This is a genomic window from Parasphingopyxis algicola, from assembly GCF_013378075.1.
GTDB classification, from domain to species: Bacteria; Pseudomonadota; Alphaproteobacteria; order Sphingomonadales; family Sphingomonadaceae; genus Parasphingopyxis; species Parasphingopyxis algicola.
This window is the reverse complement of sequence record NZ_CP051131.1, coordinates 2,207,514-2,220,706: the sequence shown is the minus strand read 5'-3', so window position 1 is coordinate 2,220,706 and position 13,193 is coordinate 2,207,514. Positions and strand designations below refer to the sequence as shown.

Here is a 13,193-nt window from a genome sequence, read left to right as displayed (position 1 = left end):
TCACAATCGGCCATCCTGTTTCGTCCAGACAGTATCACCCACAAACAGGATGGACAGATGCAAGCCCGACTCAATTATCCCGAAGCCAGCCCCGCCACACTTAAAGCCATGCTCGCGCTCGAAGCGGCCGTGGGCGACAGCAGCATCGAAAGACCGCTTGCCGAACTTGTCCGCATGCGCGTGTCGCAGATCAACGGCTGCGCCTTCTGTATGGACATGCACAGCCATGATATGATCGAACAGGGAGAGAGTCCGCAGCGGATATTCCTGCTCGATGGCTGGCGCGAATCGCCGCTCTACAGCGATCGCGAGCGCGCCGCGCTGGTCTGGGCCGAGCTGCTGACGAAGCTGCCCGACGGCCATGTCAGCGATGCCGACTATGCGGCGCTAGACCTGCATTTCGGCGATGCCGAGAAGGCCGATCTCACGCTGCTCATCGTCGCGATCAACGGCTGGAACCGGTTCGGCGTCGGTTTCGCCGTCGAACATCCCGATCGGACCGCATGACCGAAGTCGCCGAACCGACGCGGGAGTTCGAGCGGCACCGGGCCCATCTGTTCGGTATCGCCTATCGTATGTTGGGCTCGGTCGCTGAAGCCGAGGATATGGTCCAGGATTGCTGGCTCAGATGGACGACGGCCGACCGGGCTGCCGTCGCCGCGCCTCGCGCTTTTCTCGCGCGGACGATTACCCGGCTTTGTATCGATCATCGCAAATCGGCCCGCGTCCAGCGCGAATCCTATACCGGCCCGTGGTTGCCCGAGCCGGTGGCCGAAGGGTTGAGCCCGGATATCGAGATGGAAAATGCCGAGACGCTGACGGTCGCGCTGATGCTGGCGCTCGAACGGCTCTCGCCGCTCGAGCGTGCGGCCTATTTGCTGCACGACATATTCGATATGGGATTTTCAGAGATCGCTCGGGCGCTGGGCAGGAGCGAGCAGGGCTGCCGCCAGCTGGCCGCTCGCGCCCGGCGGCATGTCCGCGATGCAAAGCCGCGTTTCGCGGTTGCGGATGAGGATGGCGATCGGCTGGTCAGTGCTTTCGTGGCCGCCAGCCGGGATGGCGATATCGCGTCGCTCACCGCGTTGCTGACGGAGACGGTATCCGCCCATACCGATGGCGGCGGCGCGAGGATCGCGGCGATCAACGTGATTCAGGGTCGCGACAAGGTCGTTCGTTTCGTCACCGGTTTGCGGCGCAAGCGCGGTTGGCGACCGCCAGAGATATTATGGCGCGGCGCGATCAACGGGCTGCCCGGCATGATCAGCCGCGACGCTCATGGAGTCTTGCAGTCGGATGCCTTTGCGATCGCCGATGGCCGGATCAAGGCGATCTACACGGTGCGCAATCCGGCGAAACTGGCGCATATCGCTGCGCGTCTCGATCGCTAGACCAAATCGTCGATAACATCGTACAGCGCCGACAGGCAGGCGCGCCCCAGCAGCGCGCACCGTTCGGGCGACCAGCCGAATTCCGCATCCGGCAGTTCGTGATTGTCCTTGAACGGCATTTCGAGGGTCATCGCGACGCAATCGAAGCGCTCGGCGACCTGGTTGGTCGACATGGAGAGATTGCCCTTGCGCGGTTTGGCGACCGGATAGCCGAGTTTGGTCTGAAAATCGGGCGACGCCTTGAGCAGTGCCGCGAGATAAGCGTCGTAGAGCTTGCCCTGCCGCTCGGTCCAGCTCGGAATGCCCTCGAACCCGGCGATGAAATTGGCGGGGATGGCTTCGTCGCCATGGACGTCCATCGCGAAATCGACACCGGTCTTGTCCATATGGTTCAACACCCAGAGGACTTCGGGGCTCTTTTCCGGCGTCGGCTGATGCCATTCGCGGTTGAGGTTGGTTCCGACCGCATTGGTGCGCAGATGGCCGCGCGCCGATCCGTCGGGGTTCATATTGGGGACGATGTGGAAGGTAGCTTTTTCGCGCAAAACCCGCGCAACCGGGTCCGCAGGGTCGGTCAGCCGGTCGAGCGCGCCCTCCATCCACCATTCGGCCATCGTCTCGCCCGGATGCTGGCGCGCATAGAGCCAGACCGAGAGATCGCCGGTGCCGATCGTGAAATAGTCGAGTTCCTGACCGTCGAGCGTTTGCCCCAGCGAGGCGTGGCTCACGCCGTCTCGCGCTGCGATCTCGGTGACCAGGTCGTGATGTCGTTCCATCGTATAGGGCGCGAAATAGGCGAACCAGAGGCTGTTCGCCTCGGCCGTGTGGCGGATCACGAGCTTGCCGTCAGCATAGCTGGTATCGGCCAGGCGCCACTGCTCGCGGTCGGCCGATACGCGCGCCTGATAATTGTCCCAGCCCTGCGGATAGGCGCTGTCGCCGGCATTGCCGATCGTCAGGACCAGGTCTTCGCCGGCGCAGCCCGTGACGCGAAAATAGAACCATTGATAGAAATCGGACTGATGGTCCTTGACGATTTCCAGTTCTGCGGTGCTGCCGGAGGCTGAAAGAACTGCGATATTGCCGCCGTCAAAGGCGCTCGAGATGCTGAGTGTCATTCAACCGTGATAGTGCGGCCGGACTCGCCTGGGAAGCCTTGAAACAGAGCCGCTGCGAGCATTTCGACGATCGCCGCCGGGCTCTCTTCGCCGGGCTCGGTGGCCCGGGTCGCCGTGCCTTCCCAGACGATCGTGCCCTCGGACCGGCGCTTGAGCGCTACGGAGAGTTCGGTGACGTCGACCTCGCCGCCGCGCGAACCGCCCACGCCGAAACTCGTGCCCACGCCGACGCCCGTCCGGCGTCCGAACGATCCGCCGCCGATCCCGATCGTGAAGGGAGAGCGCCGGGCGACTTCCTCGCGCGTGCCGCGTTCGACGTCGATCACCGCGATCATTTCCGCTTCTTCCAGGCCGGTCTCGGTGAAGCCCATCGTCGCGAGCTGCTGTGCGACGATCGATGCATATTGGCGGAACTCGAGGCTGCCCTCGCGCTCGGGATCCGCCGGCTCGACATTGATTGCCTGGGCCGGGATGGCCTGGCCGAGATGGAAGCGGGTCACTTCGGTGCCGCGTTGCGAGGGGGTTGCGCAGGCGGCGACCAGCGCAAGGGTCGCCAGGGCGGCGCTGCGGGCAAAACTCTTTTTCATCAACTGTCTCCATATCGCGGTGCGGGGCGCTATAGACCGGTCAACGATTGTGCCACGAAAAGGCTGCAAAAGGGAGTCGGACAGGGGTGAAGGAAGCGGAGATGGGCGAGAAACCGGCGATTCTGGTTACCGGAGGCGCGGGCTATATCGGAAGCCACGCCGCCTTGGCGCTGCTCGACGCGGGCTGGCCGGTCGTGGTGCTCGACAATCTGGTGACCGGTTTTCGCTGGGCCGTTCCGGATGGTGCGACCTTTGCCCAAGGCGATATCGCCGATGCCGCGCTCGTCGCCAAACTGATCGGCGATCATGATATCCGGGCGATCATGCATTTCGCCGGCTCGGTGGTGGTGCCGGAATCGGTCGAGGCTCCGCTCAAATATTACGACAACAACACCGCAAGGAGCCGGACACTGATCGAGACGGCGGTCGCGAACGGCGTGCCGCATTTCCTCTTTTCCTCGACCGCCGCGACCTATGGCATCCCCGACACGATACCGGTTACGGAAACCATGCCGACCGAGCCGATCAATCCCTATGGCCGGTCGAAACTGATGACCGAATGGATGCTGCGCGATACCGCGGCGGCCCATCCGCTCAACTATTGCGCGCTGCGCTACTTCAATGTCGCGGGCGCCGATCCGCAGGGACGGTCCGGCCAGTCGACGGCGGGCGCGACGCATCTGATAAAGGTTGCCGTCGAAGCGGCGCTCGGGAAGCGCGACGGTATCGCGGTGTTCGGGACCGATTACGACACGTCCGACGGCACCGGGGTGCGCGACTATATCCATGTCACTGATCTCGCCGCCGCGCATATCCATGCGCTCGAAAAGCTGATCGCCGCGCCGGACGAAAGCCATCTTCTCAACTGCGGTTACGGCACCGGGTTTTCGGTGCTGGAGGTGCTCGACAGCGTCGATCGGGTCGCGGGCGTCACGCTCAGCCGGTCGATGGAGCCGCGCCGCGCCGGCGATCCGGACGCCCTGATCGCCGACAACGGCGCGATCCTTGCGGCGCTTCCCTGGCGCCCGCAGCATGCCGATCTCGACGGGATCGTCGCCGATGCGCTGGCATGGGAAAGGCGGCTTGCCGACCGCGGCTAGTCGGTAGCGCCGATCGTCGTGACGGCCAGTCCGTCGCTATCTTCGCCCGCATCATAGCGCCGAACAACCTCGCCGCTTTCCAGCTCGACTGCCGCGATCCGGTTGCGGCCGGTTTCTGCCACATAAAGTGTGCGTCCATCGCTCGAGAACAGGATAGTGACCTGCGCCGCGCCGACGCTGCCGGAAACAAGAATGGTCCGGTCCACCGTCCGGCTTTCCTCGTCCACCAGCGTCAAACTGCCGCCAGCATAGTTGGACGTCACGACCGTTCCGCCATCGGGGCTGACAGCGACACGAATCGGGAAATTGCCGACGCCGATCTCCGCGACGCGCTCGAAGCTCGTCGTATCGAAAGCGAATAGCTGTGCATTATCGCGATCGGCGACCCAGAGCGTTGCCCCGTCGGGAGAGATTGCAATGCCCTCTGGTGTATCGCCGGCGGGAATGTCGCGCAGCTTCGCGCCAGCTTCGAGATCGATTACGCTGACGGTGCCGCTTCCCATATTGGCGACATAGGCGCGGGTGAGGTCGGCGTTGACCGCCACCATGTGCGAGCCTTCCTGCGCCGTCGCGATGGCCGAAACCGAGCGGTCGGCCATATCGACGATGGTCAGGCTGTCGCTGCCCTCGGTCGTCGCGATCAGCCGGTTGTCGGGCAGCCAGAGCAGACCGTGCGGGCGGCGATTGGGCGAGAGGTCGATCCGGTCGACCCGGCTCGCGCTGGCCACGTCGATAATATCGATCGTCGTGCCGCCATAGGCGACGACCGCGGCGCGCGCGCCGTTCGGCGAAATCGCGATTTCGTGCGGCTGGTGCCCGGTCTCCAGCCGGGCATGTTCCGTGCCGGTGTCCAGATCTATGAGGCTGATCGTGTCCTCGCCCTTATTGCCGGTAATCAGCACATCCCCGGTGATCGGCGCGGCCGCATCGAAGGTCGCGCTCCCGGCCGCCGGGCCGCAGGCGACGAGGAACAGGAATAGCGGGACAAAGGGTTTCATGGCGCGCCTCTCAGCTTTGGATGAACCGGCGCTCGCCGCCTTCGAGGCAGAGCGCCGTCAGAGTGTCGCTGAAATAGGCGCCCGTGTCGATGCCGATCCGATTGTGCCGCTCCTCAGGCTGCGGCGTGATCGAATGGCCGTGGACGACGACCGCGCCATGGTCATCCTCGCTGTCGAGAAATTCGGACCGGATCCACAACAGATCCCTGGCCTCCTGGGCGGCCAGTGCGCGGCCCGGCCGGATCCCGGCATGGGCGAACAGATAATCGCCGCGGCGCAGCGACAAGGGGCGGTCTTTCAGCCACTGCGCATGGCTATCGGGAATATGCGATTGCACGGCGCGGGCGATATCCGCACTCGCGCCCATATCGAGCAGATCGGACGGAACGCCATAGCTCGCCAGCGTCTCGCGGCCGCCATAGCCGAGCCAGCTGTCGAGCCAGCGGGTCTCGCCTGCGAGCACCGCGAGCATCGATGCTTCGTGATTGCCGAGCAGCACCTCCATATCGGCGAACCCGGCGCTCCAGGACAGGGCATGCTCGACCACGGCGGCCGATTCCGGGCCCCTGTCGATCAGGTCGCCGAGCAGGATGATCGTCGTGTCGGCGGCGCGGCCCTCGGCGTCGTCGGCCTCGATCTTGCCGAGCAGCGTTTCGAACAGGTCGAAACGGCCATGGATATCGCCAATGGCATAGAGCCGTTCGCCGCTCGGCGGGGCGCTTCGATTTCTCCTGTGAAACGGTGATTTCACCTGAAACTCCATCGGGTTTCAATGCGCGCAGATGCTTGACTTCGCGGCCGTTCAACCATAGGTGCACGCTTCGTTTCCGACAACCGAGATAGAAAAAAGGCCGGGCATCGCCATGAAAGTCCGTAATTCACTGAAATCGCTCAAGGGCCGTCATCGCGACAACCGCGTGATTCGTCGTCGTGGCCGCACCTATGTGATCAACAAGACCAACCGCAGGTTCAAAGCGCGCCAGGGCTAATGACCGTGGATGCTGTCGTCTTCGACGTCGGCAATGTGTTGTATCGCTGGGATCCGCGATTTCTTTTCGAAAAGCTGATCCCCGACCCGCAGGAGCGGGACTGGTTTCTCAACAATGTCGTGACCTTGGACTGGCATGTCCAGCACGATGCCGGTCGCCCGCTCGCGGCCATGGTCGCCGAGCGCAGTGCCGAATTCCCCCAGCATGCGGAACTGATCGAAGCCTATGTCGATCGCTGGCTCGAGACTATTCCCGGGCCGGTGCCGGGCGTGCATGCCCTGGTCGAGGAACTGGCGCGCCGCGACGTTCCCCTGTTTGCGATCACGAATTTCGGCGTCGAGTTCTGGGACCTGTTCCGGCCGACCGCGCCCGTGCTCGACAATTTCGCAGACATCGTGATCTCGGGCGCAGAGAAGCTGATCAAGCCCGATCCGGCCATCTATCGTCTCGCGCTGGAGCGCTTCGGTCTTGCGCGCTGCACCGCTCTGTTCATCGACGACCGGGAAGAGAATATCCGCAGCGCCGAGGCCGAAGGTTTCGCCGGCCATCATTTCCGCGATGCGGAGACGCTCGCGACCAGCCTTCGAGAGCATGGCCTGCTCGGCTGAGCGCCGGAACTGCGCGCCGGCTAGCTGTCGCTGGCGATCTCGTCGTTCGTGTGGCGTTTCAGTTCGTCGCCGATAAGGCGTACGATATGCAGCACATTGGTCGATCCGGGCGTTCCGAACGGGACTCCGGCCATCACGATGACCCGGTCCCCGCCCGCGGCGATCTGCGCGCGCAGCGCCATGCGCTTCGATTTGGCGACCATCTCTTCGAAATTGGCGACATCGCGCGTGTGCACCGAATGCGCGCCCCATAACAGGCCCAGCCGGCGTGCGGTCTTGAGTTTGGGAGTCAGCACCAGCAGCGGTACCGAGGGCCGTTCGCGCGATACCCGACGCGCCGTCGAACCCGAAGTCGTGAAACAGATGATCGCGCTCGCCGAAACCGTCTGGGCGATGCCGTTCGAGGCTTCGGCCAGCGCGTCGGCACTCGTCGAATCGGGCAAGGTTTCGGTGAAATGCACGCGCTCCCAATGGGTGGGATCGGCCTCGACCGCGGTGGCGATCTTGTCCATCATCGTTACCGATTCCTCGGGCCAGTCGCCCGCCGCGCTCTCCGCCGACAGCATGATCGCATCCGCGCCATCGTACACGGCCGTCGCGACGTCCGAGACCTCGGCCCGGGTCGGCGTCGGCGATCGGATCATCGATTCGAGCATCTGGGTCGCGACGACGACCGGACGGCCCACCATCCTGGCTTTTTCCACGATCTGCTTTTGCAGCGGCGGGACGTCCTCGGGCGGTATCTCGACGCCGAGATCGCCGCGCGCGACCATCACTGCATCCACGGCCTCGAGGATTTCGTCGATCCGATGAACGGCCGAGGGTTTTTCGATCTTGGCGAGCAACGCGGCCCGCCCCTGGATCAGCTTGCGCGCTTCGGCGGCGTCTTCGGGCTTCTGCACGAAGGATAGCGCGATCCAGTCCGCCCCCTGATCGAGCGCGAAGGTCAGGTCGCTGCGATCCTTGTCGGTCAGCGCGGCCATCGGGATGATCACGTCGGGGACGTTGAGGCCCTTGTTGTTGGACAATGGCCCGCCGACTTCGACGACCGTTTCGATCCGGTTGGCCTCTGCATCGGTGACGCGCAACACGATCTTGCCATCGTCGAGCAGCAGGCGGGCCCCGTCCCCGATCGCTTCGAAAATCTCCGGGTGCGGCAAAGATACGCGGCTGGCGTCGCCGGGACTCGTGTCCCGGTCCAGGGTGAATTGCGCATCGGTTTCGAGCTGGACGAGCCCGTCCGCAAACTCGCCGACCCGCAATTTGGGGCCTTGCAGATCGGCCAGGATCGTCATCGGCCGCCGGGCTTCCTTTTCGAGCGCCCGGATCGCCGCAAACACCTGTTTGTGATCGTCATGGCTGCCATGGCTCATATTGATCCGGAAGGCGTCGGCCCCCGCAAGATAGAGCTTGCGGATCATCGCGGGGTCGGCGCTGGACGGGCCGAGCGTTGCGAGGATACGCACCTTGCGTTGGCGCGGGGCAGTGTCTGAAACCACGAGGCCTCCCGGCTGTTCTGGACTTACCGTTGCGGCTCTATAGCCTTATCGTGACAGTACAACTGTGAGGAACCTGATCAATGTCCGATCCAACCATCATGCCCGATATCGACGATGCCGTGGCGGCGGCCGCCTTCCGCCGGCTCGTCGCCCATTTGCGCCACCGTACCGATGCCGAGAATATCGATCTGATGTGCCAGGCCGGCTTCTGCCGCAACTGCCTGTCCGACTGGATCGCCGAAGCGTCCGCCGAGCGCGGTACCGAGTTGCCGAAGGACGAGGCCCGCGCGGCAATCTACGGCATGCCCTATGGCGAGTGGAAGGATCGCTATCAGCGCGAGGCGACGCCCGAACAATTGCAGCGGATGAAGGACAGCGTTGCGAAGAATGCTTGAGGCTTTTCGCGCGCTCGCCTAGAGCCTCGCGCTTTCCCAATCCAAGCAGAAAGACAAGCATCATGGCGGACGGCGCAGTACAGGCGGACAGGCTCAGGCTCCTGATCGAACGGATCGAGCGGCTCGAGGAAGAGAAGAAGGGTATCGCCGACGATATCAAGGACGTTTACGCGGAGGCCAAGGCCGTCGGTTACGATCCCAAGGTCATGCGCAAGGTCGTCAGCCTCCGGAAGATGGACACCAATGACCGGCGCGAGCAGGACGATCTGCTCGACACCTACAAATCCGCACTCGGCATGGATTGAACGGTCGATCGGCCCGGTGAATGGAGGATGAAATCGCCCGGCCGATCGGCTAAGGCTGCTGCCGAGCAGCGAGGAGGAGCCGGGCATGATCATCACGACGACACCGCAGATCGAAGGCCGACCGATTAGCCGCTATTGCGGCGTGGTGACCGGCGAGGCGATCATCGGGGCCAATATCTTTTCCGACATGTTCGCCAAGGTGCGCGATATCGTCGGCGGACGGGCCGGTGCCTATGAGAAGGCGCTGAAAACTGCCCGCCGCGAAGCCTTTGCCGATCTGGAACATGAGGCCGAGGACGCCGGCGCCGATGCGGTGGTGGGCGTCGATCTCGACTATGAGGTGATCGGCGAGACGGGGTCGATGCTGATGGTCTCGGTTTCCGGCACGGCGGTCAAGCTCGGTTGAGGGCGCAATGACCATCGCGGTGCGCCCGGGCCGGGCCGACGATGCCGAAAGCTGCCGAGCGATCTACGCGCCGTTCGTCGAGAATACATGGGTGAGCTTCGAGGAAGAAGTGCCGTCGGTGCGCGAGATGGGCCGGCGGATCGAAGGCTATGGCGCTTCGCACGGCTGGGTCGTCGCCGAGGATGACGGCGAGATCGCGGGCTATGCCTATGGTTCGCCGCACAGGCTGCGCCATGCCTATCGCTTTTCCTGCGACGTCGCGATCTACGTTCCGGACACGAGGGTCCGGCGGGGCCTCGGCCGGGCGCTGTACGAGGCGCTGTTCCCGATCCTGGCCGAGCATGACGTCCACGCCGCCTTTGCCGGTATCGCCATCCCCAATGAGGGCAGCGAAGCGCTGCACAAGGCGGTCGGCTTCACGCCGGTCGGCATCTATCGCGAGGTCGGCTGGAAATTCGGCGCATGGCGCGATGTCGGTTGGTGGCAGCGAATCATAGCATCTTGATCCGATTCAAGAGAATAGCCTATCGCCAGATATGGCCATAGGATTTTTACGGGACGCTCTGCGGCAGGCGATTGCGCCCGAATGGCGGCTGTTGGCGGTAATCCTGCTGGTTCTGGCGACTGCGACCAACGCGGTGATCCTCTCGGAGATCGGCGAACCGGGTGAGCCGCCGTCGCCGATTTTCCTCCTCGCGGCGGTGATCCGTCTTGCCGGGCTCCTATTGCTGACCGTTGCGCTGTTGCGCCGTGCGACAGACTCACGCCGTGCCCCCTTTATGCCCGATGGCGCATTCTGGTTGATGGTGCTGCTGACGCTGCTGGGCTTTGCCGTGTCCGCCGGCGTCCGGGCTCTGTTGCCGGATGGGCAGGACAATTTGGTCAATCTCGTTGCGGGCAACGCCCTCGCCGCGCTGATCACGTCGCCCTTGGCAGTCTGGACCGTAGCGCTCGCAACGGAAAAGCCGCTCGCCATCGATCCGCGTCCCCGGCTGCGTGAATTTTCGCTATGGCTGCCATTCTTGGTCATCTGGCAATTGCTGATCGTTGTGCCGCTATCCGCGCTCCATGCCTATATCGATGTAGGGCTGGTCGAGGGGACAATCGCGCGTTCGGCGGCACTCGAAATCGCCGACGGCGCGCTGAGCATGCTGATAGTGCTGATCGGCCTGGCCTTGTCGGTTACCGCCTATCGCCGCGTTGCCAATCGCTAGCCGCCTCGGCTATCGGGAGCGATCAGACCATTCCAGCAAGGCAAGTTCGAAAACCCATGGCAGGCCATAGTAAATTCAAGAATATCATGCATCGCAAGGGCGCGCAGGACAAGAAGCGCTCGGCGCTCTTCTCCAAGCTCAGCCGCGAGATCACCGTCGCGGCCAAGATGGGCGCACCCGATCCCGACATGAATCCGCGGCTCCGCCTCGCCGTCAATACGGCGCGCGGACAGTCGATGCCCAAGGACAATATCCAGCGGGCGATCGACAAGGCCAGCGCCAATGACGATGAAAATTACGAAGAAATCCGGTTCGAGGGCTTTGGCCCCGGCGGGGTCAGCCTGATCGTCGAAACCTTGACCGACAATCGCAACCGCACGGTGACCGATGTCCGTACGATCTTTTCGAAAAATGGCGGCAATATGGGCGAAAGCGGCTCGGTCGCGCACGGTTTCGAGCGGCTCGGCCTGATTACCTATCCGGCCAGCGTGGGCGACAGCGAAAAGGTACTCGAAGCGGCGCTCGAAGCGGGTGCCGAGGATTTGCAGTCCGACGATGAAAGCCATGAAATCTGGACGGCGGCCGACGATCTCCATGCCGTCGCCGGCGAGCTCGAGAAAGCGCTCGGCGAGCCCGAGGGCGCGAAGCTCGCCTGGCGGCCCAATGTAGAGGTGACGCTCGACGAGAAGGACGCCGGGACGCTGATGAAGCTGATCGACACGCTCGACCACAATGACGATGTCCAGACCGTCTGGGGCAATTACGACGTGCCGGACGATGTGATGGAGAAGCTCTCCTGAAGCTGATCGGCCTCGACCCGGGGCTCGCCTGCACCGGCTGGGGCGTCATCGCGGCGGAGGGCAACCGGCTGTCGCATATCGCCAACGGGCAGATCCGGACGGATGCGAAGGCGCCGATGGCGGCGCGGCTGGTGACACTCGCTGATGGCCTGCGCGCAGTCTTAGCCGATCATGCGCCGGTGGATGCCGGCATCGAGGAGGTCTTCGTCAACAGCAACGCACAGTCGACGCTCAAACTGGGCCAGGCGCGGGGCGCCTTGATGCTCGTGCTGGCCGAGGCCGGTTTGCCGATCGGCGAATATGCGCCCCGCCTGGTCAAGAAAGCCGTGGTCGGCACGGGCGGCGCGGACAAGGCGCAGATCCACGCGATGGTGTCCGTCCTGCTGCCCGGCGCGCAGATTGCCGGAGCGGATGCGGCTGACGCACTGGCCGTCGCCATCGCCCATGCCCATCACCGCGCCAGCGCCAAGGCCGTGGAGCCTGCCCTGAGCAAAGCCGAAGGGCGGGCTGCATGATCGCCAAGCTCAAAGGGATATTGGAATCGAGCGCCGCCGATCATGCGGTGATCGACGTGCAGGGGGTCGGCTATCTGGTCGCCGCCTCGTCGCGGACCCTGGAGGCGCTGGGGCCGGTCGGGGGCGATGTCACTATCCATACCGAGATGCTGGTCGGCGACGATTTCATACGGCTGGTGGGCTTTGCGAGCGCCGGCGAGCGGGACTGGTTCCGGATGCTGGGCAGCGTGCAGGGTGTCGGCAGCAAGGTTGCGCTCGCCATCCTCTCAACGCTGGAGACCGGCGAAATTCAGGCGGCTATAGCGGCCGGCGATGCCGCGATGCTGGCGCGGACGCCGGGCGTCGGCCCGAAACTGGCGAGCCGCATCGCCAATGAGCTGAAAGACAAGGTCGGCGGCATTGCGACGGTTTCGGGCGGAAGCGCGACACCCGCACCCGCCGGTGCGTCCGCAGATGCCGTCTCCGCGCTCCTCAATCTCGGCTTCAAGCCCGCCGAAGCGACGGCGGCCGTCGCTGCTGCGCAAGGCGAATTGGGCGACGACGCGAGCCTCGATGCGCTGGTGCGCGTGGCGTTGAAGAAGGCGGCAAAATGACCGTCGTGCATAAAGCCTCCTGCCGTTGCGGCCAGCTGTCCGCCACCTGCGAAGGCGAACCTATCCGGGTCTCGGTGTGCCATTGTTTCGCCTGTCAGCAGCGCAGCGGATCGCCGTTCGGTGAGCAGGCTCGCTGGCCCGCCGACAAGGTCACGATTGAGGGCGAAAGCTCCGTCTGGGAACGGACGACCGACGCCGGCAATATCACGACCTATCGCTTCTGTCCGACCTGCGGGACGACCGTCTGGTATATGGGCGGCCCGATACCTGGTGCGATCGCGATTCCCGTCGGCCTGTTCATCGATCCGGATTTCCCGGCACCGAAATTTTCGGTTTGGGAAGCGCGGAAACATTCCTGGGTGACGATCCCGGGCGACGAGGTTGAGCATTATGACTGACGCGAAAGTTCGTGCAAATCTTCTGATGCTTGGTGCCATCGTATTGCCTGTCCTAGCAACAATCACCGCGGCGATACTCGTTCCCGATACAAACAATGGACTTGTGCTGATCGCATTTTTGATCTCGTTGGCTATCGGAGCGGCCGCAACAAGTGCGGCGATTGATGGCTTCTGGACGCGCGTCGGCGGAAGCCTCACTTATGTTCTCGTTATGACTCCGATCTGCTTTATGGGTTGGATGACAATAGGTTGCGGTCTCCACGGTGAGTGCCTCTGA

General features: G+C 63.8%; 20 protein-coding genes. 15 read left to right on the top strand and 5 right to left on the bottom strand.

What is annotated here, in order from left to right; translation table 11 throughout:
* Positions 1 to 57 precede the first annotated feature (57 nt).
* Positions 58 to 507: a carboxymuconolactone decarboxylase family protein gene (locus tag HFP57_RS10955; RefSeq protein ID WP_176869799.1), complete on the top strand. Its 450-nt coding sequence runs from the start codon at positions 58 to 60 to the stop codon at positions 505 to 507.
* Positions 504 to 1,391 carry a sigma-70 family RNA polymerase sigma factor gene (locus HFP57_RS10950; RefSeq protein ID WP_176869798.1) on the top strand — a complete coding sequence of 296 codons (888 nt, stop codon included), beginning with the start codon at positions 504 to 506 and terminating at the stop codon, positions 1,389 to 1,391. The genes HFP57_RS10955 and HFP57_RS10950 overlap by 4 nt, the downstream gene beginning before the upstream one ends.
* On the opposite strand, the gene HFP57_RS10945 is transcribed toward HFP57_RS10950, so the two are convergent.
* Together HFP57_RS10945 and HFP57_RS10940 are read right to left on the bottom strand one after the other, a co-directional pair.
* On the bottom strand, positions 1,388 to 2,509 hold the full coding sequence (locus tag HFP57_RS10945) for a M14 family metallopeptidase (protein WP_176869797.1): 1,122 nt from the start codon (positions 2,507 to 2,509) through the stop codon (positions 1,388 to 1,390). The two genes, HFP57_RS10950 and HFP57_RS10945, sit on opposite strands and share 4 nt — an antisense overlap.
* Positions 2,506 to 3,096, bottom strand: a complete 591-nt coding sequence (locus HFP57_RS10940; RefSeq protein WP_176869796.1) for a DUF4136 domain-containing protein — start codon at positions 3,094 to 3,096, stop codon at positions 2,506 to 2,508. The genes HFP57_RS10945 and HFP57_RS10940 overlap by 4 nt, the downstream gene beginning before the upstream one ends.
* 101 nt (positions 3,097 to 3,197) lie before the next feature.
* Between HFP57_RS10940 and galE the strand changes: the two genes are divergently transcribed.
* Entirely contained in the window at positions 3,198 to 4,196 is a 999-nt protein-coding gene (gene galE, locus HFP57_RS10935; protein WP_176869795.1) for a UDP-glucose 4-epimerase GalE, read from the top strand.
* Here the strand turns inward: galE and HFP57_RS10930 are convergent.
* Positions 4,193 to 5,194 (bottom strand): YncE family protein, encoded by a 1,002-nt coding sequence (locus HFP57_RS10930; RefSeq protein WP_176869794.1) that lies wholly within the window; start codon positions 5,192 to 5,194, stop codon positions 4,193 to 4,195. The genes galE and HFP57_RS10930 overlap by 4 nt on opposite strands.
* Before the next feature lie 10 nt (positions 5,195 to 5,204).
* Complete coding sequence (locus HFP57_RS10925) at positions 5,205 to 5,945, bottom strand: metallophosphoesterase family protein (RefSeq protein ID WP_176869793.1); 741 nt, start codon at positions 5,943 to 5,945, stop codon at positions 5,205 to 5,207.
* A 112-nt stretch (positions 5,946 to 6,057) separates the two neighbouring features.
* On the opposite strand from HFP57_RS10925, the gene ykgO reads away from it, so the two are divergent.
* Both ykgO and HFP57_RS10915 read left to right on the top strand, forming a co-directional pair.
* Complete coding sequence (gene ykgO, locus HFP57_RS10920; RefSeq protein ID WP_116236560.1) at positions 6,058 to 6,183, top strand: type B 50S ribosomal protein L36; 126 nt, start codon at positions 6,058 to 6,060, stop codon at positions 6,181 to 6,183.
* Positions 6,183 to 6,791 (top strand): HAD family hydrolase, encoded by a 609-nt coding sequence (locus HFP57_RS10915; RefSeq protein WP_176869792.1) that lies wholly within the window; start codon positions 6,183 to 6,185, stop codon positions 6,789 to 6,791. The genes ykgO and HFP57_RS10915 overlap by 1 nt, the downstream gene beginning before the upstream one ends.
* 20 nt (positions 6,792 to 6,811) lie before the next feature.
* Here the strand turns inward: HFP57_RS10915 and pyk are convergent, their stop codons facing one another.
* Positions 6,812 to 8,290 carry a pyruvate kinase gene (pyk, locus tag HFP57_RS10910; RefSeq protein WP_176869791.1) on the bottom strand — a complete coding sequence of 493 codons (1,479 nt, stop codon included), beginning with the start codon at positions 8,288 to 8,290 and terminating at the stop codon, positions 6,812 to 6,814.
* An 80-nt stretch (positions 8,291 to 8,370) separates the two neighbouring features.
* Here pyk and HFP57_RS10905 point away from each other — a divergent pair, with 80 nt between their 5' ends.
* The 10 genes from HFP57_RS10905 to HFP57_RS10860 all read left to right on the top strand — a co-directional run bounded on the left by HFP57_RS10905 (position 8,371) and on the right by HFP57_RS10860 (position 13,193).
* The gene (locus HFP57_RS10905; protein ID WP_176869790.1) at positions 8,371 to 8,685 is read left to right on the top strand and encodes a DUF1244 domain-containing protein; all 315 of its coding nucleotides are present in this window, start codon (positions 8,371 to 8,373) and stop codon (positions 8,683 to 8,685) included.
* A 62-nt stretch (positions 8,686 to 8,747) separates the two neighbouring features.
* Positions 8,748 to 8,990, top strand: coding sequence for a DUF2312 domain-containing protein (locus tag HFP57_RS10900; RefSeq protein WP_176869789.1), 243 nt, complete (start codon positions 8,748 to 8,750; stop codon positions 8,988 to 8,990).
* An 85-nt stretch (positions 8,991 to 9,075) separates the two neighbouring features.
* Complete coding sequence (locus HFP57_RS10895; RefSeq protein WP_176869788.1) at positions 9,076 to 9,396, top strand: heavy metal-binding domain-containing protein; 321 nt, start codon at positions 9,076 to 9,078, stop codon at positions 9,394 to 9,396.
* A gap of 7 nt (positions 9,397 to 9,403) precedes the next feature.
* Entirely contained in the window at positions 9,404 to 9,901 is a 498-nt protein-coding gene (locus HFP57_RS10890) for an arsinothricin resistance N-acetyltransferase ArsN1 family B (RefSeq protein ID WP_176869787.1), read from the top strand.
* Between the two features lie 31 nt (positions 9,902 to 9,932).
* Positions 9,933 to 10,610, top strand: a complete 678-nt coding sequence (locus HFP57_RS10885; protein WP_176869786.1) for a hypothetical protein — start codon at positions 9,933 to 9,935, stop codon at positions 10,608 to 10,610.
* 56 nt (positions 10,611 to 10,666) lie between these two features.
* Positions 10,667 to 11,410: a YebC/PmpR family DNA-binding transcriptional regulator gene (locus HFP57_RS10880; RefSeq protein ID WP_176869785.1), complete on the top strand. Its 744-nt coding sequence runs from the start codon at positions 10,667 to 10,669 to the stop codon at positions 11,408 to 11,410.
* On the top strand, positions 11,407 to 11,925 hold the full coding sequence (ruvC, locus tag HFP57_RS10875; protein WP_176871271.1) for a crossover junction endodeoxyribonuclease RuvC: 519 nt from the start codon (positions 11,407 to 11,409) through the stop codon (positions 11,923 to 11,925). Before HFP57_RS10880 ends, ruvC begins: the two co-directional genes overlap by 4 nt.
* Complete coding sequence (gene ruvA / locus HFP57_RS10870; protein ID WP_176869784.1) at positions 11,922 to 12,518, top strand: Holliday junction branch migration protein RuvA; 597 nt, start codon at positions 11,922 to 11,924, stop codon at positions 12,516 to 12,518. Before ruvC ends, ruvA begins: the two co-directional genes overlap by 4 nt.
* Positions 12,515 to 12,916, top strand: coding sequence for a GFA family protein (locus HFP57_RS10865; protein ID WP_176869783.1), 402 nt, complete (start codon positions 12,515 to 12,517; stop codon positions 12,914 to 12,916). The genes ruvA and HFP57_RS10865 overlap by 4 nt, the downstream gene beginning before the upstream one ends.
* A complete protein-coding gene (locus tag HFP57_RS10860) occupies positions 12,909 to 13,193 on the top strand; it encodes a hypothetical protein (protein WP_176869782.1) in 285 nt (94 codons plus the stop codon). Before HFP57_RS10865 ends, HFP57_RS10860 begins: the two co-directional genes overlap by 8 nt.